26 protein-coding genes are annotated in these 24,875 nt (G+C 59.6%); 14 read left to right on the top strand and 12 right to left on the bottom strand.

From position 1 onward, the window contains the following. The first annotated feature begins 8 nt into the window (after positions 1 to 8). The 4 genes from nuoN to HGT1_RS07760 are packed head-to-tail and all read left to right on the top strand — an operon-like array spanning position 9 to position 4,720. Entirely contained in the window at positions 9 to 1,454 is a 1,446-nt protein-coding gene (gene nuoN, locus HGT1_RS07775) for an NADH-quinone oxidoreductase subunit NuoN (RefSeq protein ID WP_176249359.1), read from the top strand. A gap of 16 nt (positions 1,455 to 1,470) precedes the next feature. After that, positions 1,471 to 2,253 carry a biotin--[acetyl-CoA-carboxylase] ligase gene (locus tag HGT1_RS07770; protein WP_255200134.1) on the top strand — a complete coding sequence of 261 codons (783 nt, stop codon included), beginning with the start codon at positions 1,471 to 1,473 and terminating at the stop codon, positions 2,251 to 2,253. 21 nt (positions 2,254 to 2,274) lie between these two features. Further along, positions 2,275 to 3,048 (top strand): type III pantothenate kinase, encoded by a 774-nt coding sequence (locus tag HGT1_RS07765; RefSeq protein WP_176249358.1) that lies wholly within the window; start codon positions 2,275 to 2,277, stop codon positions 3,046 to 3,048. 4 nt (positions 3,049 to 3,052) lie between these two features. Beyond that, positions 3,053 to 4,720: a ribonuclease J gene (locus HGT1_RS07760; RefSeq protein WP_176249357.1), complete on the top strand. Its 1,668-nt coding sequence runs from the start codon at positions 3,053 to 3,055 to the stop codon at positions 4,718 to 4,720. Positions 4,721 to 4,890: 170 nt separating this feature from the next. On the opposite strand, the gene HGT1_RS07755 is transcribed toward HGT1_RS07760, so the two are convergent. The 3 genes from HGT1_RS07755 to HGT1_RS07745 form a co-directional block, all read right to left on the bottom strand. Next, positions 4,891 to 6,486 carry a DEAD/DEAH box helicase gene (locus HGT1_RS07755; protein WP_176249356.1) on the bottom strand — a complete coding sequence of 532 codons (1,596 nt, stop codon included), beginning with the start codon at positions 6,484 to 6,486 and terminating at the stop codon, positions 4,891 to 4,893. A 138-nt stretch (positions 6,487 to 6,624) separates the two neighbouring features. Beyond that, positions 6,625 to 7,569 (bottom strand): glycosyltransferase family 2 protein, encoded by a 945-nt coding sequence (locus HGT1_RS07750; protein ID WP_176249355.1) that lies wholly within the window; start codon positions 7,567 to 7,569, stop codon positions 6,625 to 6,627. A 42-nt stretch (positions 7,570 to 7,611) separates the two neighbouring features. Then, positions 7,612 to 9,231 (bottom strand): peptide chain release factor 3, encoded by a 1,620-nt coding sequence (locus tag HGT1_RS07745; RefSeq protein ID WP_176249354.1) that lies wholly within the window; start codon positions 9,229 to 9,231, stop codon positions 7,612 to 7,614. A 128-nt stretch (positions 9,232 to 9,359) separates the two neighbouring features. Between HGT1_RS07745 and HGT1_RS07740 the strand changes: the two genes are divergently transcribed. Next, positions 9,360 to 9,719, top strand: a complete 360-nt coding sequence (locus HGT1_RS07740; RefSeq protein WP_176249353.1) for a nuclear transport factor 2 family protein — start codon at positions 9,360 to 9,362, stop codon at positions 9,717 to 9,719. A 14-nt stretch (positions 9,720 to 9,733) separates the two neighbouring features. Here the strand turns inward: HGT1_RS07740 and HGT1_RS07735 are convergent, their stop codons facing one another. Continuing rightward, positions 9,734 to 10,747, bottom strand: a complete 1,014-nt coding sequence (locus HGT1_RS07735) for a Hint domain-containing protein (RefSeq protein ID WP_176249352.1) — start codon at positions 10,745 to 10,747, stop codon at positions 9,734 to 9,736. 148 nt (positions 10,748 to 10,895) lie between these two features. Between HGT1_RS07735 and HGT1_RS07730 the strand changes: the two genes are divergently transcribed. From HGT1_RS07730 to HGT1_RS07710, 5 genes are all read left to right on the top strand, one after another. After that, positions 10,896 to 11,675 carry an SDR family oxidoreductase gene (locus HGT1_RS07730; RefSeq protein WP_176249351.1) on the top strand — a complete coding sequence of 260 codons (780 nt, stop codon included), beginning with the start codon at positions 10,896 to 10,898 and terminating at the stop codon, positions 11,673 to 11,675. 164 nt (positions 11,676 to 11,839) lie between these two features. Continuing rightward, positions 11,840 to 13,198: a sodium:proline symporter gene (locus tag HGT1_RS07725; RefSeq protein ID WP_176249350.1), complete on the top strand. Its 1,359-nt coding sequence runs from the start codon at positions 11,840 to 11,842 to the stop codon at positions 13,196 to 13,198. Between the two features lie 44 nt (positions 13,199 to 13,242). After that, positions 13,243 to 14,328, top strand: a complete 1,086-nt coding sequence (locus HGT1_RS07720) for an ABC transporter ATP-binding protein (RefSeq protein WP_176249349.1) — start codon at positions 13,243 to 13,245, stop codon at positions 14,326 to 14,328. Between the two features lie 11 nt (positions 14,329 to 14,339). Further along, positions 14,340 to 14,690 (top strand): Lin0512 family protein, encoded by a 351-nt coding sequence (locus tag HGT1_RS07715; RefSeq protein WP_176249348.1) that lies wholly within the window; start codon positions 14,340 to 14,342, stop codon positions 14,688 to 14,690. Further along, a complete protein-coding gene (locus HGT1_RS07710; RefSeq protein WP_176249347.1) occupies positions 14,683 to 15,045 on the top strand; it encodes a Lin0512 family protein in 363 nt (120 codons plus the stop codon). The genes HGT1_RS07715 and HGT1_RS07710 overlap by 8 nt, the downstream gene beginning before the upstream one ends. A 43-nt stretch (positions 15,046 to 15,088) precedes the next feature. On the opposite strand, the gene HGT1_RS07705 is transcribed toward HGT1_RS07710, so the two are convergent. After that, positions 15,089 to 15,727, bottom strand: coding sequence for a YafY family protein (locus HGT1_RS07705; protein WP_176249346.1), 639 nt, complete (start codon positions 15,725 to 15,727; stop codon positions 15,089 to 15,091). A gap of 210 nt (positions 15,728 to 15,937) precedes the next feature. On the opposite strand from HGT1_RS07705, the gene tatA reads away from it, so the two are divergent. From tatA to HGT1_RS07685, 4 genes are read left to right on the top strand one after another with little or no spacing between them, the layout of a single operon-like run. Continuing rightward, positions 15,938 to 16,174: a twin-arginine translocase TatA/TatE family subunit gene (gene tatA, locus HGT1_RS07700; RefSeq protein WP_176249345.1), complete on the top strand. Its 237-nt coding sequence runs from the start codon at positions 15,938 to 15,940 to the stop codon at positions 16,172 to 16,174. A gap of 6 nt (positions 16,175 to 16,180) precedes the next feature. Then, positions 16,181 to 16,774, top strand: coding sequence for a Sec-independent protein translocase protein TatB (gene tatB / locus HGT1_RS07695; protein ID WP_176249344.1), 594 nt, complete (start codon positions 16,181 to 16,183; stop codon positions 16,772 to 16,774). Further along, positions 16,771 to 17,649, top strand: coding sequence for a twin-arginine translocase subunit TatC (tatC, locus tag HGT1_RS07690; RefSeq protein WP_176249343.1), 879 nt, complete (start codon positions 16,771 to 16,773; stop codon positions 17,647 to 17,649). The genes tatB and tatC overlap by 4 nt, the downstream gene beginning before the upstream one ends. Further along, positions 17,646 to 18,485, top strand: coding sequence for an ATP-binding protein (locus HGT1_RS07685; protein WP_176249342.1), 840 nt, complete (start codon positions 17,646 to 17,648; stop codon positions 18,483 to 18,485). Before tatC ends, HGT1_RS07685 begins: the two co-directional genes overlap by 4 nt. A 98-nt stretch (positions 18,486 to 18,583) precedes the next feature. On the opposite strand, the gene HGT1_RS07680 is transcribed toward HGT1_RS07685, so the two are convergent. The 7 genes from HGT1_RS07680 to HGT1_RS07650 all read right to left on the bottom strand — a co-directional run bounded on the left by HGT1_RS07680 (position 18,584) and on the right by HGT1_RS07650 (position 24,862). Next, a complete protein-coding gene (locus HGT1_RS07680) occupies positions 18,584 to 19,810 on the bottom strand; it encodes a LysM peptidoglycan-binding domain-containing protein (RefSeq protein ID WP_255200133.1) in 1,227 nt (408 codons plus the stop codon). Positions 19,811 to 19,899: 89 nt separating this feature from the next. Then, on the bottom strand, positions 19,900 to 20,559 hold the full coding sequence (locus HGT1_RS07675; RefSeq protein ID WP_176249340.1) for a protein-L-isoaspartate(D-aspartate) O-methyltransferase: 660 nt from the start codon (positions 20,557 to 20,559) through the stop codon (positions 19,900 to 19,902). After that, the gene (surE, locus tag HGT1_RS07670; protein ID WP_176249339.1) at positions 20,556 to 21,341 is read right to left on the bottom strand and encodes a 5'/3'-nucleotidase SurE; all 786 of its coding nucleotides are present in this window, start codon (positions 21,339 to 21,341) and stop codon (positions 20,556 to 20,558) included. The genes HGT1_RS07675 and surE overlap by 4 nt, the downstream gene beginning before the upstream one ends. Before the next feature lie 72 nt (positions 21,342 to 21,413). After that, positions 21,414 to 22,067: an SDR family oxidoreductase gene (locus tag HGT1_RS07665; protein WP_176249338.1), complete on the bottom strand. Its 654-nt coding sequence runs from the start codon at positions 22,065 to 22,067 to the stop codon at positions 21,414 to 21,416. A gap of 102 nt (positions 22,068 to 22,169) precedes the next feature. Further along, positions 22,170 to 22,436 (bottom strand): pilus assembly protein PilZ, encoded by a 267-nt coding sequence (locus HGT1_RS07660; RefSeq protein ID WP_176249337.1) that lies wholly within the window; start codon positions 22,434 to 22,436, stop codon positions 22,170 to 22,172. Between the two features lie 204 nt (positions 22,437 to 22,640). Further along, a complete protein-coding gene (gene purF / locus HGT1_RS07655; RefSeq protein WP_176249729.1) occupies positions 22,641 to 24,125 on the bottom strand; it encodes an amidophosphoribosyltransferase in 1,485 nt (494 codons plus the stop codon). Between the two features lie 182 nt (positions 24,126 to 24,307). Next, positions 24,308 to 24,862, bottom strand: a complete 555-nt coding sequence (locus HGT1_RS07650) for a CvpA family protein (RefSeq protein ID WP_176249336.1) — start codon at positions 24,860 to 24,862, stop codon at positions 24,308 to 24,310. Positions 24,863 to 24,875: the final 13 nt, after the last annotated feature.

Here is a 24,875-nt window from a genome sequence, read left to right as displayed (position 1 = left end):
ACCGCGCGATGATTTCCGCTGATCTGAATGTCATCCTGCCCGAAATCGTGCTGTCGCTTTTTGCGATCCTGGCACTGCTGGGGGCGGTCTATACGTCTAAAGACAAGACGGGGTCCTTGCTGGTCTGGCTGACGGCGGGGCTGATGGTGCTGCTGGCGATCTGGATCGGGATGACCGGCACGGGCGAGACACGCATCGCCTTTAACGGGTTGTTCATCGAAGACGGCTTCGCCCGCTTTGCCAAGGTGACGATCCTGCTGAGCGCTGCTGCCGTTCTGGCGATGTCGGAGGCCTATATGAAAAGCCGTGGCCTACTGCGGTTCGAATATCCGGTTCTGGTCGCCCTGAGCGTTGTGGGCATGATGATGATGGTCAGTGCAGGCGACCTGATGTCGCTTTACATGGGCCTCGAGCTGCAATCGCTGGCCTTGTATGTGGTCGCGTCCCTGCGCCGTGACAGCCTGAAATCAACAGAAGCGGGCCTGAAGTATTTCGTACTTGGTGCCTTGTCCTCGGGGATGTTGCTGTATGGCGCGTCGCTTGTGTACGGCTATGCGGGCACCACGCAATTCGCAGGCATCATGACCGTTGCGCAGACGGGTGAGACCTCCCTCGGATTGCTGTTCGGGATCGTATTCCTGATGTCCGGTCTGGCGTTCAAAGTCTCGGCTGTGCCCTTCCACATGTGGACCCCCGACGTTTACGAAGGGTCGCCGACCCCTGTCACCGCGTTTTTCGCGACAGCCCCCAAGGTTGCTGCAATGGCGCTGTTCGCCCGCGTGATGCATGACGCCTTTGGCAATGCTGTCGCCGAATGGAGCCAGATCATCGCGTTGCTGTCGGTTCTGTCGATGTTCCTTGGTGCGATTGCTGCCATTGGCCAGACCAACATCAAACGTCTGATGGCGTATTCGTCGATTGCCCACATGGGATATGCATTGATCGGTCTGGCGGCTGGCACCCAACTGGGCGTCAAGGCGATGCTGGTCTATATGGCGATCTATGTGACGATGAATATCGGTACATTTGCCTTTATCCTGAGCATGGAGAAAGACGGCCAGCCGGTCACGGATATTGCGGCGCTGAACATGTACTCCAAACGCGCGCCCGGTAAGGCATTGGCGCTGCTGGTGTTGCTGTTCTCGCTGGCCGGTGTGCCGCCGATGCTGGGTTTCTTTGCCAAGTTCGGCGTGTGGCAAGCCGGCGTTGACGCGGGGCTGATCTGGCTGGTGGCCGCAAGTGCTGTCGCCTCGGCGATTGGTGCCTATTACTACCTGCGCATCGTCTTTTTGATGTATTTCGGCGAAGAGGGTGACGACAGGCTGGATGGCGGGAAAAGCGGTTTGCTGACAGGCTTCCTCATTGCGTCGGCTGTGATCATGGTGGTCGGTATTGCCAATATGTTCGGTGTCGAGGGTGCTGCCATCACGGCGGCGGCGACACTGGTCAACTGATCGGTTGGTGGGCCCCGTGCGTGAGGGAGCCTCCGGCGGGGATATTTTCAAGCCAGAGAAGCAGGGCGCGTCGTGGCCGGATGGTTACGGGCGTCTTGTGTTTGAGAGCATCGATTCCACGTTGAGCGAGGCGGCACGGCGTGCGCCAGAGTTGACCGGGCCGCTTTGGATTCTGGCCGAGGAACAAACGGCGGCGCGCGGGCGTCGCGGGCGGTCATGGGCCACACCGAAGGGTAATTTTGCAGGGACATTGATGATGCGCCGCGTCGAGGCCCCCGGGATCGCGGCGCTGCGCAGCTTTGTCGCATCGCTGGCCTTGCGCCGTGCCTTTGTCCGGGTGACCGGGGACGAGGGGGCCTTTGCCTTGAAGTGGCCCAATGATGTGTTGCTGAATGGTGGGAAGGTTGCGGGCATCTTGCTTGAGAATATCGGCGATCATCTGGCGATCGGGATCGGGGTGAACCTGGCCCATGCGCCCGGTGCCGATCAGGTGGAGGCGGGGGCCCTGCGCCCCGTGTCGGTGATCGGTGAAACGGGCATATCTGTTTCCCCCGCTGCGTTTCTGGATGCGCTGGCTGGCGAATATGCCGTGCTTGAAACCCAGTTTCAGACCTTTGGCTTTGCGCCGATCCGCACCGCCTGGCTGGCCCATGCGGCCCGTCTGGGCGAAGTGATCGTGGCGCGGACCATGCGCGACGAGACACGCGGGATATTTGAGGATGTGGATGAACACGGTAGTCTGATCTTGCGCACCCCCAAGGGGCGGGTGCCGATCACGGCGGCGGATGTATTTTTCTAGGATGTGAGGGAGGGCCGTTCGATGCTTTTGGCGATTGATTGCGGCAATACGAATACGGTTTTTTCCATTTGGGACGGAACGCAGTTTATTGGCACCTGGCGGACCTCGACCGAATGGCAGCGCACGGCGGATCAGTATTACGTCTGGCTGAGCACGCTGATGAAATTTCAAAAGGTCGAGGCGGATATCACCGATGTGATCATCAGTTCGACCGTGCCACGGGTGGTGTTCAACCTGCGGGTTCTGGCCGACAGATATTTCAACACGCGCCCCATCGTGGTGGGCAAGCCCGAATGCAAGCTGCCCGTTGATGTGCGCGTTGATGCGGGCACTGCCGTGGGGCCGGACCGGTTGGTCAACACCGTTGCGGGGTTTGATCTGTTCGGCGGCGATCTGATTGTGGTGGATTTCGGCACTGCGACCACCTTTGATGTGGTGGCCAGTGACGGGGCCTATATCGGCGGGGTGATTGCGCCGGGGGTAAATCTTAGTCTTGAGGCATTGCATAATGCCGCGGCGGCCTTACCTCATGTGGATATCTCTAAACCGCAGGCGGTGATCGGTACAAATACCGTAGCCTGCATCCAATCAGGTATTTTTTGGGGTTATGTCGGGCTCGTTCGTGAGATATGTGCGCGGATAAAGGCGGAGCGTGAGCGCGAAATGCGTGTGATCGCCACCGGCGGGCTGGCCCCGTTGTTTCAGCAGGCAGTGGACCTGTTCGATTCCTACCAAGATGATCTGACAATGCACGGTTTGACCGTGATTTATAATTATAACAAGGACACCGCTTAATCATATGAGCAGCGAAAGATTGATCTATCTGCCCCTCGGTGGGGCAGGTGAAATTGGCATGAATGCCTATGTTTATGGCTATGGGAAACCTGGCAAGGAACGACTGATTGTGGTCGACCTTGGCGTTGCGTTCCCGGACATGGACACCAGCCCCGGCGTGGATTTGATCATCCCCGATATCGCCTGGCTGGAAGAACGCCGCAACCAGATTGAGGCCATTTTCATCACCCACGCGCACGAAGACCACGTGGGCGCGGTTGCGCATACCTATGACCGTTTGCGTGCGCCGATCTATACGCGGAAATTTACCGCCAACATCGCCAAGCGCAAGATGAGCGAATACAACCATCCTGATAACGCGATCACCACTGTGGCACCCTGGCCTGCAACGACCACCGTTGGTCCGTTCAAGGTCGGCTTTTTGCCGATGTCCCACTCGATCCCTGAATCGTCATCCCTTGTGATCGACGTGGCAGGCGACCGTTTGATCCACTCGGGCGATTTCAAGATCGACATGACTCCGGGTGTGGGCGAAGCCTATGATCCCGAGGTTTGGGCCGATGTGTCCAAGGGTGGCGTCAAGGCGTTGATCTGTGACAGTACCAACGTGTTTTCGCAGAACGCCGGCCGGTCCGAAGCGACTGTCGGGCCAGAGATTGAAAAGCTGCTTGGCTCTGCCCAGGGTATGGTTGTTGCAACGACATTTGCGTCGAACGTGGCGCGGGTGAAGACCCTTGCGGATGCGGGCGAGCGGGCAGGGCGGTCTGTCGTTCTGCTGGGTCGTGCGATGAAGCGGATGGTCGAGGCCTCGCTTGAGACCGGCGTGATGAAGGACTTTCCGGCGGTGATCAGCCCCGAGGATGCGCGCGGCGTGCCACGCGAGAACCTGATGCTGCTGGTGACCGGATCACAGGGCGAACGCCGTGCGGCGTCGGCGCAGCTGGCACGTGGCAAATACATGGGTCTTGAGATGAAGGAAGGGGATATGTTCTTGTTCTCGTCCAAGACCATTCCGGGCAACGAGCGCGGCGTGATCAAGGTGATTAACGCATTCTCCGAGATGGGCGTTGATATCGTCGATGACAGTTCGGGCCTGTACCACGTGTCGGGCCACGCCAACCGTCCCGACCTTGAGATTTTGCATGATGTGGTCAAGCCGCAGATCCTGATCCCGATGCACGGCGAACACCGTCACCTGCGCGAGCATGTGAAGATCGCCAATGCCAAGGGCATGAAGGGCGTTCTGGCTGTGAACGGCATGATGATCGACCTGTCTGGCAATGAACCCAAAGTCGCGGAATATGTCGACAGCGGGCGCACTTATCTGGACGGATCGACCCAGATCGGCGCGATGGACGGGGTCGTGCGCGACCGTATCCGTATGGCGCTGAACGGGCATGTGACCGTGACCGTGATCATGGATGAAAACGACGAAGCCTTGGGCGACCCTTGGGTTGATGCCATGGGCCTGCCCGAACAGGGCCGGTCGAAATCGTCGCTTGTTGAAATCCTCGAGGCTGACCTGGCTCAGTTCCTTGGCCGTGCCAATGCAAAGACGTTGCGCGATGATGACAAGCTGCATGACGGTCTGAAACGTGTCGTGCGTCAGTCGGCCAACGACGAGATCGGCAAGAAGCCCGAAGTCACGATTGTGGTCAGCCGTCTAAGCTGATCGCCTGAAAATACTGCATTTACGCCGCGTGGATCAAAGGATCTGCGCGGCGTTTTTGTTTGTGGTGGGCGGTGAGTTTGCAGGGGGCGGTGAGATTTTCAGGGGGCGGTGAAACGAAAACGGGCGCAAGGTTTCCCCTGCGCCCGTTTCCTTGAAATACGATCCGGTATTTATTCGCGGCGCTCGGCAAAGCTGAGGCCGATAAATTCGGGGGTATGTTCGCCCAGACCGACGATTTTATTATCGTTGCGGTTGTTCTGGTTGCGGTTTTCATTGCGGTTGTTTCCGCGGCCACCACGACGGTTTTGCTGTTGCTTGTCGTCTTGCGGTTTATCGTCAGCGGCTGCTGCCTTGGGTTCGGGCTGCTTTTCAGCCTTAACCTCTGGCGTTGCCTCTGGTGTTGGCTGCTCTGGCTTTGGCTCGGGTTGCGGGGCGTCAGCTGCGACGGTATCGGTTTCAGCCTTTGCCGTTTCGGGCTTTTTACGGCTGCGGGTCCGGGTGCGCTTGGGCTTTTCTGACTTTGGTGCCTCGTCTTGTGCGGCATCCTTGGCAACGGGCTTGTCGGCCTTGGGGGCGTCCTGGGCCGCTTCTTTGGCAGGCTTTGCCGCAGGGGTGTCACCCAGCGGGTTCTCGATCCGGGGGATCTCGCGCTGGACCAGACGTTCGACATCGGCGAGGTTCTTTTCGTCGCGCGGAACGCAGATCATGATCGCTTTGCCATCGCGCCCGGCGCGGCCGGTACGGCCAATGCGGTGCACATAGTCTTCGGCATGGGAGGGCACGTCAAAGTTATAAACGTGGCTCACCGACGGGACATCAAGGCCGCGTGCGGCAACGTCAGACGCCACAAGGAAGCGCAATTCGCCGTTGCGGAACCCGTCAAGGGTCTTGGTGCGCTGGCTTTGGTCCAGATCGCCATGGATCGGTGCCGCGTCATAACCGTGCTTTTTCAACGACTTGGCAACGGTGTCCACATCCATCTTGCGGTTGCAAAAGATGATGGCGTTGGTGCATTTGTCGCCTTCGGCATCGATCAGCGCACGCAAGACCTTGCGTTTTTCCGTTGCTTCGCGGTCCTTGCGGGACGCGGTCAGCATCAGCACGCCTTGTTCGATGTTCTCGCCTGTGGTGGCCTGACGCGCGACTTCGACACGTGTGGGGTTCGACAGGAAGGTGTTGGTAATCCGCTCGATCTCTGGGGCCATGGTGGCCGAGAAGAACAGCGTCTGACGGGTGAACGGCGTCATCTGGAAGATGCGTTCGATGTCAGGGATGAAACCCATGTCGAGCATACGGTCGGCTTCGTCGACGACCATGATTTTTACGTCGGACAAGATCAGTTTGCCACGCTCGAAATGGTCGATCAACCGGCCGGGGGTGGCAATCAAGACGTCGACGCCCTTGTCGATCAGCTTGTCCTGCTCACCAAAAGACACGCCACCGATCAGCAGCGCTTTGGTCAGTTTCAGGTGCTTTGTATAGGTGTCAAAGTTCTCGGCGACCTGAGCGGCCAGTTCGCGTGTGGGGCACAAAACCAGACTGCGCGGCATACGTGCACGGGCACGGCCACGGGCCAGCATGGTGATCATGGGCAGGGTAAAGCTGGCGGTTTTGCCAGTACCGGTCTGGGCGATGCCCAAAACGTCTTTGCCTTCAAGGGCAGGGGGAATGGCACCCGCTTGAATTGGGGTGGGAGTTTCGTACCCGGCCTCTTCGATGGCTTTCAGTACTTTCGGGTTCAGATTTAGATCAGAAAATTTTGTCATGTGTGTCCGATGATAGCGGACATAAATTTTGGCCCGCGGCAGCATTCATGTCGGCCCGCATGGCCCAAGCGGCGGAGGGTCTCCGCGACATGTTCAGCACCCATTAACAAAGACTCTGCATCAGGTCAAATGGATGCGCTAAACGCCTGTGAAATCGGGAAAATGAGTGCCAAGATGTGACATTAGATCAAGGTCTGCCTCGCGCAGGAGCCCGTGACCGGTCAGACGGGCGCGCAAGGCAGGGGTATCGGCGCAGACTTCGTCAAAAAATGCGCGCAATCCTTGCTCGCCAGATTCGCCCTCGATCATCCGGAACAGGTCGTTCATCGACAATCCGCCTTTTTCATAAGGCTTGTTGGGGCCAAGTTCGGGGCGGTAGCTGCCCTTGGCCACGCGATACCGGTAGGCGGCAATCCAGTCGTCCCATGATTTTGCGTGGAGATGGGCCAGATCAATTTCGTCCTGCCGGTCGTGGCAGGGCAGCATTTTGCCGTCCTGAAACACGTTGTGAATACGCAGATGGATATTCGGCAGATTTGTGCGCACGAACACCTTGCCTGCCAGATGGCTTAGAAACCCGCCCTTAAGATATGCGCCGTATGTGGGATAAAGATCGGCAATGATGCGGGCGCGGTCGGGGCCGTTGGGCACAAAAACCTTAAAGGCTGATGGCGCGCCGGAAAGCTGCTCCATCGGGCGGATGCGGGTGGCGGGCGGATCGGCGGGGCGTTCGGCCAGAATATCGGCGATGGGGCGGTCGGCGACCAGAAACTCGTCGGCGTCCATGTGGATCAGCCAGTCCACCTCGGTCCGGCGGTTATAGGCGTGGGTGGCATTGGCGGTTTGGCGCACCTGATGGGTATCGGGGCGGTCGCGCTTGCGCTGCTTCCAGTATTTGTCGTCACAGGTGGTGACACGGATTTTCGGATGCGCATCCAGAAGGGCGTGGGCTTCGGCATTTGGCGCATCCAGATAGATGTAGATGCGATGCGCGCCCGCCGCCAGATGATAGGCGGCGAACTGCAAGATGTCGCGCGTCGGCGCAAGTATGGTCGAGGCGATGCCCCATGTCACATCAGTCATGGGGCAAGTTTGCGGTGTTCAAAGGCCGCTGGCAAGCCAAAGCTAGACCATCATTTCCTTGGTCGCGGTCAGGCGCACATCGGGATAGTCACGGTCGACGCGGTCGATATCCCACTGCAAACGCGTCAGATAGACGATGTCGCCATCATGGTCATGCGCGATGTGCTGTTTGTTGGCTTCGGTAAATTTATCAACGGCTTGGCGGTCACCGTTCACCCAACGCGCCGAAGTGAACTGCGATTGTTCGAACCGCACGGGCAGGCCGTATTCCAGTTCGATCCGGCTGGCCAGAACCTCGAATTGCAATTGCCCGACGACGCCTACAACAAAGCCAGACCCGATGGCGGGTTTGAATACCTTGGCGGCCCCTTCTTCGGCGAATTGCATCAGCGCCTTTTCCAGATGTTTTGACTTCATCGGGTCACCTGCGCGCACGCCTTGCAGCAATTCGGGTGCAAAAGACGGGATGCCGGTCACGCGGAGCGCTTCGCCTTCGGTCAACGTATCGCCGATGCGCAGTTGGCCGTGGTTGGGAATACCGATAATATCGCCGGCCCATGCTTCCTCGGCCAGTTCGCGGTCGGCGGCCAGAAACATTACCGGGTTGGTGACGGACATGACTTTTTTCGACCGCACATGGGTCAGTTTCATGCCGCGGGTAAAATGCCCCGAGGCAAGCCGGACAAAGGCAACGCGGTCGCGGTGCTTGGGGTCCATGTTGGCTTGAACCTTGAAAACAAAGCCCGACACGTTCTTTTCTTCGGGCAGAATGTTGCGGGGTTCGGCCCTTTGGATCTGTGGTTCTGGGCCATAGGTGGCAATGCCGTTCATCAATTCCTTGACGCCGAACGAATTGATTGCCGATCCGAACCAGATCGGGGTCAGTGACCCTTCGGCCATCAGGGCGGCGTCCAGCGGTGGCATCAATTCGCGCACCATCTCAAGGTCTTCGCGCAGCTTTTCCAGCAGGTTCGCGGGCACATGTTCGGCCAGTTTAGGGTCGTCCAACCCTTCGATGGCGATGCTTTCGGACACTTTGTTACGGTCGGCACGGTCCATCAGTTCCAGACGGTCGCGCAGGATGTCATAGCAGCCGATGAAATCGCGGCCCACGCCGATAGGCCAGCTGGCCGGGGTCACGTCGATGGCAAGATTTTGCTGAATTTCGTCGATGATTTCAAAGACATCGCGGCTTTCGCGGTCCATCTTGTTACAAAAGGTCAGGATCGGCAGGTCGCGCATACGGCAGACTTCGAACAGCTTTTGCGTCTGGCTTTCCACGCCTTTCGCGCCGTCAATCACCATCACGGCGGCATCAACGGCCGTGAGCGTGCGGTAGGTATCTTCCGAGAAGTCGGAGTGGCCGGGGGTGTCGACCAGATTGAACCGGTAATTGGTGTCTTTGGTCGCGAAATCGAAGGACATGGCCGACGCAGAGACCGAAATGCCCCGGTCTTTTTCCATCGCCATGAAGTCCGACCGCGTCCGGCGTGCTTCGCCCTTGGCACGGACCTGACCCGCCATCTGGATCGCCCCGCCGAACAGCAGGAATTTTTCCGTCAGCGTGGTTTTGCCCGCATCGGGGTGCGAGATGATCGCAAAAGTGCGGCGCCGGGCGATTTCGGCGGGCAATGCGGGGCGGTTTGAGGGGGTATCTAACATGGATTGGCATATATCCATGCCCATTGACACGCGCAAGTGTGGGCAAAGCTGTGGCCGTGCAAATTGTCTGCGGGTTTGCGGCCAAGCGGTGTAGAATGTGGATGACTTAGCAAGGAAGGGGAAGGAAAATGGAACTGAAAGACATTGCACAGGCCCTGGTCGAAGGGTGCCGCGAAGGCCGCGAGGGGGAGAATCTGGACAGGCTTTACGCGGCAGATGCGGTTTCAGTCGAAGGGGCCGATTACGGAAAAGGTCGCGAGACCAGAGGTTTGGATGGCATCAAAGGCAAGCACGCCTGGTGGGCCGACACGATGGAGGTCACCCGCCAGGAGGTCAGCGACCCGATGCTGCATGGCGATGACCGGTTTGCGGTGATCTTTGACGTGGCGGCGCGCGAAAAGGCGAGCGGCAAGGAAATGGTGATGAAAGAGGTCGCGATTTACCACGTTGCAGACGGCAAAATCGTACGCGAGGAATTCTTTGGCTGAAAACTGCGCCGAGGTCAGCGCATGCTGGCCTTGCGCAACAGTTCCGCCGCATCTGGACGGTCGAGCAGGGGTTTGCCGACATCCAGCCCGGCATGGCGGCGGTCGGAATGGCCGGGGATCACATCGCCCATCGCGTCAGACAGCTCTTGGGGCAGCACGGCTTTGGTGCGGCTGTCGATGAGCATGGATTCAGCAGCGATGCCTTCGGCATAGATGATCTGGTGGCCGTCAAAAAGCAGCTGGAAATAATCGACGAAGCCGCCATCCTGAACGCGCACGCTGTCACCGTTCACCAGATGGCGCGCCTTGACCAGCAGTTCCGAGCGGCCCGCGCCAAGGTGGTCTTCGCGTTGGTAGATGAACAACCGGTGATCGGGGCTGACAATCAGGTCATTGGCGTTGTTAAGCGTGCCGGCAGAAATGCAGATCGGGGCAAATTCACCCACGGCGCGCACGGTGCTTTGGCTGATCCAGCGCACCGCCTTGATCCCGTCATCGCGGGTCAACACGCGGTCCCCGACTTTCAGGTCTTCGATCGGGCGCTGTTCGCCGGATGCCATGGTGATATGGGTGCCACGGGTAAAAGACACGCAGGCGACCTGCGCAAATTTCTGCTGTGCCGTCTTTGTATCGATGCCGACCAGCCGGTATTCCAGTGCCGATGAAAGTGCGCTCAGCGGCACGACATAGATGTCTTCGGCGTTGTTTTTTTCGTCCACTTCGACCAGAATAATCAGGTCTGTGGTCTGGCCGTCCGGGGTCATGAAGGTCAGCGCGCTGTCCAGATGCAGCTGTGCGCCGATGGTACCCACCTCGGAATCGGGGGCAATTTCGAACCCGTTCGTGCCCAAGGCCAGCATCGACAGGCGGTGCGGGTCCGACCCGTAGGTCAGCTCGTAGACGTCATCCAGCAGCAGTTCCGAGGCAAAGGAAATCGCATCCCCCATATTTGCCCCATCCGTCGCCACCAGCTGCGCTGCGCGGTAGACAGGCACGCTTTGGGGGGGGGCTGGCCGGTTGGAGGTCATTTTGGGGACGTGCCTTTGTATCAAGCGATGTGTCGCATGTTTTCAATGAGATATGATTGTGGCTACAGCGGGTCAAGCCTTGGGTCTTTTGCTGGCAATGGACCGATCATGAATGATACGAACAATTTGAAATCAGGAGGGAATTATTATGGATCTGGGAATCAAGGGCAAACGCGCATTGGTTTGTGCGTCATCCAAGGGGTTGGGGCTGGGCTGCGCCGAAGCATTGGCCGACGCGGGTGTTCATCTGGTGATGAATGCACGCGGGGCCGACGCGCTTGAGGCCGCAGCCGAGCGGATCAGGCAGGATTATGGCGTCAGTGTCATCACCATCGCTGCCGATATCGCGACCGAGGACGGCCAGAAACAGGTGCTGGATGCGGCGGGCCAGATCGACATTCTGGTCAATAACGCAGGTGGTCCGCCCCCCGGCATGTGGCATGATTGGGAGCGCGACGATTTCATCAAGGCGCTGGACGCGAACATGCTGGCCCCGATCGCGATGATCAAAGCGCTGGTGCCGTCGATGATGGAGCGCGGCTGGGGTCGCGTGGTCAATATCACCTCGCAATCCGTGCGCGCGCCGATCGGCGTTCTGGGTCTGAGCAATTCCGCCCGTGCCGGATTGACCGGCTATGTCGCGGGCACATCGCGTCAGGTGGCGGGCCAGGGCGTGACCATCAACAACCTGCTGCCCGGCATCCACGCCACAGACCGCGCCGATGCGCTGGACGGCACCGTGGTCAAGCAAAAGGGCATCACACTGGACGAGGCGCGCAAAGCGCGCGCGGCCACCATCCCGGCGGGGCGCTATGGCACGCGGCAGGAATTCGGTGCTGCCTGCGCTTTTCTATGCTCGCAACATGCGGGGTTCATCGTCGGTCAGAACCTGTTGCTGGATGGCGGTGCCGCCAATTTGACCCTTTAAACAACCACAAGTCGGCACGGGGGCCAATCCAAAGCCTCGTGCCGCCTTGATGCCGTGGATTGCTACAGAAAATCACAATCGCGATATGCATCCGCTGCCCAGATGGCGCAGGATTGCTGTCTCGGCTAGGTCTGGTTTAACGATTTAACAAAGGTAGCCCCCGAATGAACCCCACAATCCTGATCGCCGTTTTCGGTGCCATTGTCGTGGCCAGCCTGCTGGTCGCACCGCGTCGCGCCTCCATCGAAGGGTTCTTTGGCGGCGTGACATCTTCGGGCCGCGCCCCCGGTCTTTGGACGCTGGTGCTAAGCCAGGTCACCACATGGATTTTCGCCCGTTCCCTGATGAACGCGGCGATCCTGGGCTATTACTACGGCATCGCGGGCACCTTGGCCTATGCGGCCTATTACGGGTCGTTCCTGACGGGGGGCTTTATCGTGGGCCGCCTGCGCGAAAGCGGGTCGATGTCGGTCCAGGACTGGCTGGGCGCGCGGTTCGGGGCGGCGGGCAATGGCTGTTACAATCTGGTCATCGCACTGCGCCTTTTGTCCGAAGTGTTTGCCAACCTGCTGGTTGTCGGGCTGATTTTCAACGCCGTACTGGCAGGCAGCGGCACGACCGCGATCTTGATCGTCGCGTTTATGGGGCTGGTCTATTCCGCTTGGGGCGGATTGAGCGCGGCCCTGCGCACGGATGTCCTGCAAATGCTGGTGTTTCTGGTCGTCTTCGGCATGGCGCTGGTGTTTCTGGTCGCCAGCCCCGGTTTCGATCTGGGCGCGGTTGTCACGGCACCGGGCACAGCGGGCAGCTATAACGGCTGGGTCTTGTTGGTGGTGGCGCTGTTGCAGGTGTTTTCCTACCCCGCCCATGATCCGGTGATGATGGACCGCGGGTTTATCGCAGACAAAGACACGACGCGGCGGTCGTTCATCCACGCATTCTGGATTTCAACACTGTGCATCATCGGTTTCGGCTTTTTCGGCATTCAGGCCAGCCTGACAGGGGCCGAATACGAGGGTGAATTGATCGGCACTTGGGCCAAGATGTTTCCCGCATGGGTCTTTGGCGCGCTGATGATTTCGTTGCTGGTATCGGCGCTCAGCACACTGGATTCCGCCTTGGCATCCGCCGCACGGCTGGTGGTCGAGGAATTGAAACTGGCCCCGCGCAGTCTGAACGGCGGGCGCGTTGTGATGGTGGTCTTTATGGTCGCAGGGGCGGCGCTGACCTTGTGGGGCAATGCGACGCTGTTTGACGCGGTGGCGGTGTCCGGCACGGCGTCGATGTTCCTTACACCTGTGTTGATTATGGGGCTGGTGATGGGGCGTCAGATTGCACAATGGTCCTATTTCGTTTCCTTTGGCGCGGCGATTCTGGGGGCGGTTGCCTATTTCGGGCGCTCTTGGGCGGTCTTCGCTGCGATCCTGCCCGAGGGGCATAAATACGAACAGCTCTTGGTGATCTGTGTGGTTGTTTTGACCGCAGGCTTTGCGGCGGTGCTTGCGGGCGCGCGGCGGGGCTGATAGCGGTCGTACCCGAGCGAATTGATCGGATAAGACTGTAGCCCATGACGCAAATCCAGCCTCGGCTTGAAATCAAACACCTCAAGCGCAGCTATGGCGGCCGCGCTGTTGTTGACGACGTCAGCCTCAAGATCATGCCGGGGCAGGTGACCTGTCTGCTGGGGCCGTCGGGCTGCGGCAAATCCACCACCTTGCGGATGATCGCGGGCGTCGAGATGCAAGACAGCGGCACGATCCATGTGGATGGCAAGCTGATCTGCGACACGGTTTTCCGCATCCCGCCAGAACGGCGCGAGATTGGCCTGATGTTTCAGGACTTTGCCCTGTTTCCCCACCTGAGCGTTGCCGGCAATGTCGGGTTTGGCCTGAAAACCGGCACCAAGGCAGAGCGCCGCGCGCGGGTCGAGGAACTGCTGGAGCGGGTTGACCTGCTGCGGTTTATCGACGGCTATCCGCATCAATTGTCGGGCGGCGAACAGCAGCGTGTGGCACTGGCCCGCGCCCTTGCCCCGCGCCCCAAGATCATGCTGATGGACGAGCCGTTTTCGGGGCTTGATAACCGTTTGCGTGATGACATCCGCGATGAAACGCTGGGTATCCTCAAGGAAGAGGGCACCGCGGTTTTGCTGGTCACCCACGAGCCCGAAGAGGCCATGCGCATGGCCGACGAGATCGCGCTGATGCGCAACGGCAAGATCGTGCAGCAAGGCGCACCCTATAACGTCTATACCCGGCCCATCGACCGCGCGGCGGTCTCGTTCTTTTCCGATGCGAATGTGTTGCGGGCCGAAGTGTCGGGTGCGCTGGCGCAAACGCCTTTCGGGCGGTTTCTGGCCCCCGGTGTGCCGGATGGCACGCAGGTGGATATCGTGTTTCGCCCCCAGCACGTGCGGATCGATTTTGACCGTGCGGGCAAGGGGCCATTGCCCACCGCAACAGATGGCACGGCAGCCCGTGCCGTTGTTTCGCGGGCGCGGTTTATGGGCAATGAAAGCCTTGTTGAATTCGTGATGGACCATGACGGCAGCAGCCTGCGCGCCACGGTGCCTAATGTGTTTTTGCCGCAACCCGGCGCGGTGATGTGGCTGACGATCCGGCGCGACCGCTGTTTCGTGTTTCCGGCAAGCTGAAGGGGCAAGGGATGCAGACGTTGATGGTTGAATTCGGCATGGGGTCGTCCTTGCGCCGCGCCGATTATACCCAAGCCGCCGAACGCGCGGTGCGCGATGCGCTGTGGCATAATTCGATCAATCTGGCAGAGCTGTTCGGCTTTGATAAATCCGCGATGAAAATCACGCTGGATGTGGGCGTGCAGCAGCCCGATCAGGTCGATGTCGATGTGCTGCGGGCGGTGTTTCCCTACGGTGATGTCACGGTGAACGTGCAACGCGGCGGCTTGGATGTGCCGCGCCCCGAGGGCGAGGGCAACCCGACGATCATGGCGAATGTGGCGCTGTCCGTGGCCTTTGATATGGAGCGCGCCGATGGTTGAGCAGCGGATCATCATCGAGATGGGCATGGGCAATGACCTGCACGGCATGGATTACACCAAGGCCTGCGCCCGCGCGATCGAAGACGCCTTGCGGCATTCATCCTTGCCGTTGTTTGGCGTGCTGGATTTGCCTCATGATGCGATGCGCGTGCAGGTCACTGTGGCGGTGCAGGACCCTGACAAGGTGAATATTGACGCGCTGGTCGCCAAACTGCCGCGTGGCCGGGCGCAGGTACGCGCGGTGTTCGGCGGGCTGAATGTGCCAAGCGGGGATGAGGTGATTGTCGTCGCGCAGGCCAGTGTCGAGGCGTTTTTGCCCAAGCAGGATGGCTGGCGCTTGCGCGGCGCGTCATAAAAGAGATTCAATGCCTTCGGCGAGGATTTTTTTCCATTTGGAATTAGACCTTTGGGGTGAAAAGCTCGGGTAGGGGCTCTGCGTTTTCGATCAGATCAAGACGCAAGGAGACCTGTGCGTTTCGGGTTTCGTCCCAACCTTTCAGAATCCAGCTGCGGGCCTGATGCTGGAGCGACGCGGGGTGCAGGATCAGGCTGCGCAGGGTCGCGTCGGGGGCGTTATAGACCAGCTTGAGTTTCTGGCGGGCGCGGATTGCGGCGCGCAGAATGGGCAGATGCCCCATGCCACGGGCGGCATTGGCAAACGGGTGTTCGATCTGTTGCCAGTCTGTATCGGTGGCGGATGTCTCGAGCGGCAGGCTTGCGTCGATCTTGGCTGCCAATGCGGTCGCGGCGGATTTCAGGGCGGGGTCCGTGGTTTCCAGCACGATGGCGAGGGCGAGTTGCAGTGCTTCGATTTCGGGATCGGTCAGGGTCAACGGTGGCAATGTGGTGGCCGGTTCCAGCCGGTAGCCTGCGCCGCGTGTGCCTGTCACGGGCACGCCTGAGGATTGCAGCCGGCCGATGTCGCGGTACAGCGTGCGCAGCGACACATTCTGTGCCGCAGCCAGATCTTCGGCCCGGTGCAGGCTGTAATCGCCGAGCGTATCGAGCAAGGCAAAGAGGCGGTCAGAGCGGTTCATGGGGTTATGTGCCACAAAAGCCGGGGATTGCCAAGGCAACTGCCAAAAAACTGTCAGCTGTTGATCGCGGATCGAAGCTGTTGCGGAAAACTGGTGGAATTGGCCGGGCCTTGGGGTGTTTCCCCCTTCAAGCCCGGGTCGGTCAGACATAGACAGAAACGGAACCGGACGCGGGAACTGCGTTCGCCTGCTTTGGATGTGGAGAAAACTATGTTTAATAATATCGGCCTTCCCGGCCTTCTGTTGATCGCTGTTGTTGTGCTGGTCCTGTTTGGACGTGGCAAGATTTCAAGCCTGATGGGTGAAGTCGGCAAAGGCATCACCAGCTTTAAAAAGGGCATCAACGAGGGCGAAGAAGACATCAAGAATGCCAGCGATGACAAAGCTGAATTGTCTGACGAGTCTGCCGTTGTGACCGAAATCAAGACCGACAAGGACAAGGTGTAACCCGCCATGTTTGATATGGGGTGGTCGGAGTTATTGGTCGTTGGCGTCGTTGCCTTGATCGTGGTGGGCCCCAAGGACCTGCCTGTCTTGTTTCGCAAGGTGGGGCAGTTCGTGGGTAAGGCCAAAGGCATGGCGCGCGAGTTTAGCAGCGCAATGAATGACGCGGCGGATGACACCGGCATGCGCGAAATATCATCGGGGTTGAACAAGTCGCTCAAGGCGGCGACCAATCCGCTGGGCACTGCAATGGACGGGGTCAAATCGGCGACCAAGTCCCTGGCCGACATCAACCCGGATAGCGAGACCGGCAAACTGGCGGCCAAGCGGGCGGAGGATGCCAAAAAGATGCAGGCCGTGCGCGACCGCACAATTGCCGAGCGCAAGCAGCGCGAAGCGAAAGAGGCGTTGGCGGCGGCGGATGCCGAGGTGGCACATCTGGCCAAGCCTGCGACACCGGCAGCCAAACCGGCAGCTGCAAAAAAGACGCCTGCGAAAAAGCCTGCTGCGCCGAAAGCGGCGGCCGCGAAAAAGCCGGCTGCAAAGCCCGCAGCCAAGAAACCTGCGGCTAAAAAGCCAGCGGCAAAAAAGAGTGAAACATGAGTGCTTCGGACGATATTGACGACAGCGCCGCCCCGCTGATCGAACATCTGGCAGAGCTGCGCACGCGGCTGATCCATTCCGTGATCGCGTTTATCATCGGGATGGTGATTTGCTTTACTGTTTGGAATCCGATCTTTAACTTTCTGACCCACCCGTTGTGTTCGGCCATGGCCGAGCGGGGCCAGGAGGATTGCGGGTTGATCCTGATCAAGCTGCAAGAAGGTTTCTTTGTCGCGATTTCGATCTCGCTTTTGGGCGGTTTGGTGTTGGGTTTCCCCTATATCAGCTACCAGCTGTGGCGGTTTGTGGCACCGGGGCTGTATAAAAACGAAAAGGGCGCGTTCCTGCCGTTTCTGATTTCCAGCCCTTTGATGTTCTTTTTGGGCGCTGCTTTTGCCTTTTATGTGGTCACGCCGCTGGCTTTCGATTTCTTCCTTGGGTTCCAGCAAGCGGGCACATTGGTGGGCGACGGGGGCAAAGACGGGCAGGGTATTGCCGCGATCGCCTTTCAGGGGTCTGCACAGGAATACCTGAGCCTGACGATCAAATTCATCGTGGCGTTCGGTCTGTGTTTCCAGCTTCCTGTGTTGTTGACCTTGATGGGCAAGGCCGGGTTGGTCAGTGCCGAGGGGCTTGGCAACGTGCGTAAATACGCGGTTGTCGGCATTCTGGTTCTGGCCGCTTTGGTGACGCCACCGGATGTGATTACGCAAATCATTCTGTTCGTGGTGGTCTATGGCCTTTACGAGATTTCGATCATGCTGGTGCGCCGTGTTGAACGCCAGCGCGAAGAGAAATTGCGCGCCGAAGGGTATTACGACGACGAAGACGAAGACCCCCTGATGGCGGAATTCGACGAGGATGACGGCAAGTGATCGACGATCCCTTAGACCGCATCGCGGCGGCGCTCGAGAGGATATCTCCGGCGCCGCTGAAAGCTCCTGATTTCGACGCTGCCGGGGCCTTTGTCTGGCACACGGGGCCGGACCAGCTGGTGCCCGTGCCCAAGGTCAGCAAAATTGATCTGGGGTTGCTGGTGGGCGTTGACCGGGCGCGTGATACGTTGCTGGCGAACACCACCCAGTTTGCCGCAGGTCTGCCTGCCAACAACGCCCTGCTTTGGGGCGCGCGGGGGATGGGAAAATCCAGCCTTGTCAAAGCGGTACATGCCCATGTTCAGGCAACGCATAGCGCCTTGCGCATCGTTGAATTGCAACGCGAAGACCTGCCGTCGGTCGGCCGTTTGCTGGCCCATCTTCGCCATGCACCTTACCGGTTTATCCTGTTTTGCGACGATCTGAGCTTTGGCAATGATGATGCGCAATACAAGTCGTTGAAGGCTGTGCTGGATGGCGGCATTGAAGGGCGGCCGGATAATGTCGTTTTATATGCAACGTCGAACCGGCGTCACCTGATGCCGCGCGACATGATCGAAAACGAACGTGGATCGGCGATCAACCCTGCCGAAGCGGTCGAGGAAAAGGTATCCCTGTCGGACCGTTTCGGTTTGTGGCTTGGCTTTCACGCCTGTGACCAGCAGCAGTTTCTTGAGATGATCCGTGGCTATTGTGATGCGCACGGGATCGAGATCGATCAGCCGACGCTCCATGCCGAGGCGATTGAATGGCAGGCGACGCGCGGATCACGGTCGGGCCGGGTGGCGTGGCAGTATTTCGTTGATCTGGCGGGCCGTCGGGGCGTTACGCTTTAAGCGCGGCTTGCGTCGGGGCCCAAACATCACTCACAGGTGATTTATGCAAGCGCGCCGCAAGATTGGCGCGCCTGCGAAACCGCTTATTCAAAGCTGGATCAGTTCAGGTAGGGGGTCGGGTCGACGCTGTCAAAACCGTTGCGCACTTCGAAATGCACAAATGAATCGTCGCCGCCGCGCAGCTTGGCGATGGTGGCACCTTTTGCCACGTTATCGCCTTTTGCCACGCTGACATTCGCGACATTGGCATAGACGGTCAACAGGTTGTCAGGGTGACGGATCACGACAATCGGCACACCTTCGGCGCTTTTTGTGATGGCTGCGACTGTGCCGCTATCCGCTGCTTTGACCGCGCCGCCGGGGGTTCCCTTGATGTTGATCCCCTCGTTCTTGCCTTTGGAATATGCGCGGATAATGCTGCCCTGAACGGGCGGTGTCATGCGACCTGCCGAAACGGGTTTTGTGGTTCTGCCGACATCTGCCACAGGTTTTGCCGCTGCCGGTTCCACTGTGGCGGGTTTCACCGCGGGCTCTACCGGTGGCAGGGGTTTGGCGGCACTGGGCGGGGTAGGTGTCGGAGATCCGACACCGGGCATTGTCGTGGCGGCTGTGGCCGTTGCAGGGACCGCGGCACTGCGTTGGGGTGCGGCTTGCTGTGGAACAGGAATCAACAGGAACTGACCCTCGCGGATCGAGAAATCCGCCCCCAGGCCGTTCCATTCCGCCAAGGTGGCGACGGGTACGCTGTAAAGCCGCGCGATCGTATAGGCGGTTTCGCCCCGCTCGACCTTGTGACGCACGGGTTCGCTGCCTGTCTGTTTCTTCGGGTTTTCGCGGGTCTGCGTGGCGGGCAGGGCTGCGGTCTGAACCGTGGGCGACGCTGGCGCGCGGTTGATGGCACCATCCGCAAGTGTTTGAATATCAATGGCTTGCGTGGTGATCGGGCCGGTGCCCGAGGCCCCTGTCGCGGGCGATGGTTCGGCCACACGGTTCTGAAGGGCGATGATCTCGCCTTCGCGCAAAAGGGCAGTGGGATCAATGCCGTTGTAGCGTGACAAGCTGCCAACATCCGCACCAATACGGTTGGCCACATCCGTCAATGTATCGCCACGGCGCGCGACAACCACCTGATAATTCGGATAGGAAATAACCCCCCGATTATCCGGTGCGGGCCGGGGGGCCAGCGGGCCTGTCGCTGCATCGGCTGTGGTGAAACCATCGCCAAAGCCGCCGCGCATATCGAAATCAAGGGGGCGATCACATGCAGCCAGCAAAAGTGCGCTGCTGCCTGCCAACACCGCCAACCTAAGGGGTCGGATAGCCATCGGGTAGATCATCTGCTTGTCCTCATGTCTTTCGCGGCATTCGGTCCTCGGCCTCCATGTGATCCGGAGTTACCTTGCCTATACAGCATTTAGCTGTCTTTGCCCAATCCTTCAAGCAAGGGTACAAAACGGACCTTGCGCAGTTCGTCATATTCAAGACCGGTTTCGGTTTTGCGCACCCGGATCAGGTGCTGAACCGCGTCGGACTGGCCCACAGGCACGACCATGATCCCGCCCACTTTGAGCTGGGCAACCAAGGGGCCGGGGGGGTCTTCGGCGGCGGCTGTCACAATGATGCGGTCGAACGGGGCCTGTTCGGGCAAGCCAAAGCTGCCGTCGCCTGTGATCGCCGTGATATTGGCCAGATCGAGCGCGTCAAAGATTTCGCGCGCTTCTTGGACCAACCTGCGGTGGCGGTCGATGGTATAGACCCGCCGCGCCAGCTTGCTGAGGATCGCCGCCTGATAGCCCGATCCTGTGCCCACCTCGAGCACCTTGTCGCGGGGGGTCACCTCGAGCGCCTGGGTCATCAGCGCCACCACCGAGGGCTGGCTGATGGTCTGGCCGCAGGCAATCGGCAGGGGCATGTCCTCGTAGGCGCGGGACGCGAACAAGCCGCGGATGAACGGGCCACGGTCGATCTGCTCCATCGCGTTCAGGATGCGCGTTTCGGTGACGCCCTTTGAACGCAAGGCGTAAAGAAACTGCATCTTGCGTTCCGCGCTCGAGATGTCTTCCTCGTCGGTCATGTATTGATCGCTTTGAGGGCCGCAAAACTGTCATGCGCGGTGAAATCGGCGCGCATGGGCGTTACGGAAATATAGCCTTGCAGGTTCAGCGCTGCATCGGTGTCGGCGGCGGTGGGGATTTGCTGGTCGGCCCCTTGAATCCACAAGAACCGCCGCCCCGCAGGCGAGACATGGGGCGTGGTGGAAAAGCTGGTATCGCTGCGGATGCCTTGGGGGGCAAGGCGGATTCCCTGCACATCAGCGGCAGCTGTCGGGGGGAAATTCACGTTATAAAACAAACGGTAGCCATCCGTATGCGCGGGCGTCGCATCAAGGATACGGCGGATCACGTCGACACCATGTTCGGCGGCGGCCTCGAAGGCATCGTCCAGAACGCGGTTGGCGGGACCGAAATACTGCGACAGGGCGACCGCCGGAATGCCTTGAAGCGCGGCTTCCATCGCACCGCCGATGGTGCCGGAATACATCGCGTTTTCAGCCGCGTTATTGCCCCGGTTCACGCCCGACAGGACCAGATCGGGGGGCGCGTCCTTCATGGAATCGTGCAGCGCGGCCAGAATGCAATCTGCGGGGCTGCCTTCGACGGAAAATGCGTGTTTTCCGATCCGTTCAACCATCATCGGGCGGGTATAGCTGATGCAATGGGCAACGCCCGATTGTTCATAGGCCGGGGCGACGGTCCAGACCTCGCCCGTGGGGCCCGCAAGGGTGGTTGCGATGGCGTGAAGCGTCTTGAGGCCCGGTGCGTGGATGCCGTCATCGTTGGTAATCAGAATGCGCATAATATCCCCTTTGCGCCTTGATATGCGAGGGACGTGGGCGCGGCAAGGCAGGAGCCTTCGGCGAGGATATTTTTAAGCCAGAGAAGACCCAAGGGCGGTCAAGATCGCGGCGGCCTGAGACTGGGGGCTGGCCAGACCATCGCGGGATTCACCGGGATGGAACCGTGCGCGGGTCGCCGTGGGCATCGGCGCGGGGGTCAGGATATGCACCTTTGGCCCGATTTTGGCGGCCTCGGCCTGCCAAGACTTGGCCAGCGCGATTTGCGCGGCTTTGGTGGCACCATAGGCCCCGTAAAACTTGGACCCCACGACCGGATCGTCGAAAAACACTGCCTGGCCCGCGTGGCCGAGCAAAGGCGACACATAGGTGATCAGGGTCGAGGTCGCGGTGATGTTGCAGGCCACCGATTTGGCCATGTCTTTGGTATCGACGTGATTGGTGGGGGCCAGCGGTGCCGCGTGGATGGCGGTGTGGAGCCACAGATCAAGGCTGCCCCAGCGGTCATAGATGCCTCGGCACAAGGTCGCCATCGCATCGGCGTTGGTGACGTCCATCGGGGCCAGGGTCGCACTGCCGCCACGGGCCTGGATGCGGTCATCCAGTTCCTCGAGCGCTCCCGTGGTCTTGGCCACAGCGATGATGTGATGGGTATCGCAAAGCGCTTCGGCCAAGGCAGCGCCCAAGCCGCGCGAGGCGCCGGTGATCAATGCAGTTTTCTGTGTCATGGGAGGGATATGCGCGGGGGAATGCGCGGCGTCAAGGGGGCGCTTGGCCGCGCGGGCGGGCAAGGCGTGCCAGTTGTCCGGTTGCTGTCCGGTGTGGCGTGATCAGGATTTGGGAAGTTGCAAAACCTTGGCCTTTGAACCGATCCCGATGACGATGGCATTGTCACTGATTGCAGCGACTGTGCCCCCTGCAATGGCATCGCCCAGCTTGACCCGTCTGATCCGGCCATTGCGGTCGCGCACCAAGGCACCCGGATCTTCGAGACTGCCAAAAATACCAATCAAGGTTACAGCAGGCAGGGCGACTTGCTCGGTCGCAAGATCAATCACTTTGGCAGGGGTCGGGGTGCCGTTTTCGTTGGTGGTCATGTCAGCCTTTCTTGTCCCTGTGGGTCAGGGGAGGGGTACGACATGTCAGTTAACAAAGGCTTTGCGCGGCCGAAAGATGCGGAGGAACAGGCAAGCAAAGACCGGCTGAGACATCGGCAAAGCTTTGCCACGGGGGCCAAATGCAAAGCAGCGCAGGGGGTTGTACCTCTGCGCTGCATTTGTCTAGTGGTGTTTCGGGTGCGCTTATTCAGCGGCAGATTTCATCTGGAAGCCTGCGGTGATTTGATCTGTCGGTTTCACGGGATAGTCACCGGTAAAACAGGCGTCGCAATATTGCGGGCATTTGGCGTTGCGGCCTTCGGCTTCGCCCACGGCGCGGTACAGACCATCAATCGAAATGAACTTGAGGCTATCTACCTGCAAGTGCTCGCGCATTTCTTCTTCGGACATGGTCGCGGCCAGCAGCTTTTCACGCTGCGGTGTGTCGACGCCGTAAAAACACGGCCACGCGGTCGGGGGCGACGCGATGCGGAAGTGGACTTCCTTGGCACCGGCATCAAGGATCATTTCCTTGATCTTGCGGCTGGTTGTGCCGCGCACCACCGAATCGTCCACCAGGATCACCCGTTTGCCTTTGATCAGCGCGCGGTTGACGTTGAGTTTCAGACGCACGCCCATGTTGCGGATCTGCTCCGTCGGCTCGATGAACGTGCGGCCCATATATTGGTTGCGGATGATTCCCATCGCATAGGGAATGCCCGATTGGAGGCTGAACCCGATGGCCGCAGGGGTACCGCTGTCAGGGACGGGGCAGACCAGATCGGCATCGACGGGGCTTTCCTTGGCCAGTTCGCGGCCGATCGCCTCGCGGGTTTCATAGACGGAGCGACCGCCAAGAATGCTGTCGGGGCGGCTGAAATAGACATGTTCAAAGATACAGAACCGCGATGCAACGCGGCGGAAGGGGAAGTGGCTTTCCACGCCCTTGGCGGTGATGACGACCATTTCGCCCGGCTCGATTTCGCGCACGAAATCGGCACCGATGATATCAAGCGCACAGGTTTCCGAGCTGAGCGCCCAGCCGTCGCCGACCTTGCCCAGAACCAAGGGGCGCACGCCCAAGGGATCGCGCACGCCGATCAGTTTGGTGCGGGTCATGGCGACCACGGAAAACGCGCCCTCGACCCGGCGCAGGGCGTCTTCCATGCGTTCGGGGATGGTGCGTTGCAAGGACCGCGCCATCAGGTGGATGATGCATTCACTGTCCGAGGAAGACTGGAAAATCGAGCCGCGTTCAATCAGTTCGCGGCGCAGGGAATTGGCGTTGGTGATGTTGCCGTTATGGGCAATCGCCGCACCGCCCATGGCGAATTCACCAAAGAACGGCTGCACATCGCGGATCGCGGTCTGGCCTTTGTTGCCGGAGGTGGAATAGCGCACGTGACCGATGGCCAATTCGCCGGGCAGGGTTTCCATGACCTTTTGCGATGTGAAGTTGTCGCGCACATAGCCAAAGCGGCGGGCCGACTGGAACCCGTCTGTGGGGTCGTAGCTGACGATGCCGCCGGCTTCTTGTCCGCGGTGTTGCAGCGCGTGCAGGCCAAGGGCCACAAAGTTCGATGCGTCGGCGACACCGACAACGCCGAATACCCCGCATTCTTCTTTCAGTTTATCGCCGTCATCGGCGTCTCGCAGGTACGAGGTGTCAAAAGGATGTGCGGGGGGCATGATCTTGGACAACGGGGAGCTCCGATTCCGGGGAAGAAGACACGCACTATGTAGGCGGTTGCGCGGGGCTTGTCACCCCGCTGTCACATTTAGAAAGGGTTAATGCGTCAACAGGGCTCGTGAAAGGCAAAAGGGCCGCCCGTTGTTGGGGCAGCCCTTTGAAATAATTTGTTATTTAGGCGTTATTCGCCGCAAGCACCCACAAGAGCCTCGTAGCGCGAGGTGATCCAGCCAAGGGCTTCTTCGGGGTTCTGGTCTTCGATCTGGCCGGTAAAGCGCCCAAATACCTGCGCAGAGCGGCTTTCGTCGACGATTGTGAAGGTCTGGCCGGTGATCACCGTATCATAAACAAAGAACGCAATCGCCACCAACAAGATGCCGCGCGCCACGCCGAACAGGAAACCGAGGCCCTGATCCAGACCGCCCAGCACAGACCGTTGCACCAGCGATGAAAACAGCGGTGTGAACAGCGACACCACGATCAAGGCGATGGCAAAGACGATCGCGAAAGCACCGATAATGGACAATTCGCAGCTGTCGGCCAGAAATTCGCCAACAACGGGCAGTTCGGTCACAAGCGGTTCAACCTGTGGGGCAAATAGAAACGCCAGAACAGCGGCGGCAATCCAGCCGACGATGGCCATCAATTCGCGTACAAACCCGCGCCCGTATGCCAAAAGCGCAGATAGAACGATGACAAGCGCCACAACCCCGTCAATGATGGTAAAGCCTTCCATGATCGTCTTGCCT

Origin of the sequence: Sulfitobacter sp. HGT1 (assembly GCF_013282155.1) — a bacterium.
GTDB lineage: Bacteria > Pseudomonadota > Alphaproteobacteria > Rhodobacterales > Rhodobacteraceae > Sulfitobacter.
Note: the sequence above shows the minus strand (reverse complement) of the source record. Positions and strands in the feature narration are given on the sequence as shown.

Bases quoted from the DNA above. Each gene is read 5' to 3' on its own strand.
- tatB (WP_176249344.1), top strand. From the start codon at position 16,181: ATGTTTGATATGGGGTGGTCGGAGTTATTGGTCGTTGGCGTCGTTGCC.
- HGT1_RS07730 (WP_176249351.1), top strand. From the start codon at position 10,896: ATGGATCTGGGAATCAAGGGCAAACGCGCATTGGTTTGTGCGTCATCC.
- HGT1_RS07660 (WP_176249337.1), bottom strand. From the start codon at position 22,436: ATGACCACCAACGAAAACGGCACCCCGACCCCTGCCAAAGTGATTGAT.
- HGT1_RS07755 (WP_176249356.1), bottom strand. From the start codon at position 6,486: ATGACAAAATTTTCTGATCTAAATCTGAACCCGAAAGTACTGAAAGCC.
- HGT1_RS07650 (WP_176249336.1), bottom strand. From the start codon at position 24,862: ATGGAAGGCTTTACCATCATTGACGGGGTTGTGGCGCTTGTCATCGTT.
- HGT1_RS07735 (WP_176249352.1), bottom strand. From the start codon at position 10,747: ATGACCTCCAACCGGCCAGCCCCCCCCCAAAGCGTGCCTGTCTACCGC.
- HGT1_RS07745 (WP_176249354.1), bottom strand. From the start codon at position 9,231: ATGTTAGATACCCCCTCAAACCGCCCCGCATTGCCCGCCGAAATCGCC.
- HGT1_RS07705 (WP_176249346.1), bottom strand. From the start codon at position 15,727: ATGAACCGCTCTGACCGCCTCTTTGCCTTGCTCGATACGCTCGGCGAT.
- HGT1_RS07740 (WP_176249353.1), top strand. From the start codon at position 9,360: ATGGAACTGAAAGACATTGCACAGGCCCTGGTCGAAGGGTGCCGCGAA.
- HGT1_RS07725 (WP_176249350.1), top strand. From the start codon at position 11,840: ATGAACCCCACAATCCTGATCGCCGTTTTCGGTGCCATTGTCGTGGCC.
- HGT1_RS07675 (WP_176249340.1), bottom strand. From the start codon at position 20,559: ATGACCGACGAGGAAGACATCTCGAGCGCGGAACGCAAGATGCAGTTT.
- purF (WP_176249729.1), bottom strand. From the start codon at position 24,125: ATGCCCCCCGCACATCCTTTTGACACCTCGTACCTGCGAGACGCCGAT.
- tatA (WP_176249345.1), top strand. From the start codon at position 15,938: ATGTTTAATAATATCGGCCTTCCCGGCCTTCTGTTGATCGCTGTTGTT.
- HGT1_RS07710 (WP_176249347.1), top strand. From the start codon at position 14,683: ATGGTTGAGCAGCGGATCATCATCGAGATGGGCATGGGCAATGACCTG.
- HGT1_RS07760 (WP_176249357.1), top strand. From the start codon at position 3,053: ATGAGCAGCGAAAGATTGATCTATCTGCCCCTCGGTGGGGCAGGTGAA.
- surE (WP_176249339.1), bottom strand. From the start codon at position 21,341: ATGCGCATTCTGATTACCAACGATGACGGCATCCACGCACCGGGCCTC.
- HGT1_RS07750 (WP_176249355.1), bottom strand. From the start codon at position 7,569: ATGACTGATGTGACATGGGGCATCGCCTCGACCATACTTGCGCCGACG.
- HGT1_RS07665 (WP_176249338.1), bottom strand. From the start codon at position 22,067: ATGACACAGAAAACTGCATTGATCACCGGCGCCTCGCGCGGCTTGGGC.
- HGT1_RS07720 (WP_176249349.1), top strand. From the start codon at position 13,243: ATGACGCAAATCCAGCCTCGGCTTGAAATCAAACACCTCAAGCGCAGC.
- HGT1_RS07765 (WP_176249358.1), top strand. From the start codon at position 2,275: ATGCTTTTGGCGATTGATTGCGGCAATACGAATACGGTTTTTTCCATT.
- tatC (WP_176249343.1), top strand. From the start codon at position 16,771: ATGAGTGCTTCGGACGATATTGACGACAGCGCCGCCCCGCTGATCGAA.
- HGT1_RS07715 (WP_176249348.1), top strand. From the start codon at position 14,340: ATGCAGACGTTGATGGTTGAATTCGGCATGGGGTCGTCCTTGCGCCGC.
- HGT1_RS07680 (WP_255200133.1), bottom strand. From the start codon at position 19,810: ATGGCTATCCGACCCCTTAGGTTGGCGGTGTTGGCAGGCAGCAGCGCA.
- nuoN (WP_176249359.1), top strand. From the start codon at position 9: ATGATTTCCGCTGATCTGAATGTCATCCTGCCCGAAATCGTGCTGTCG.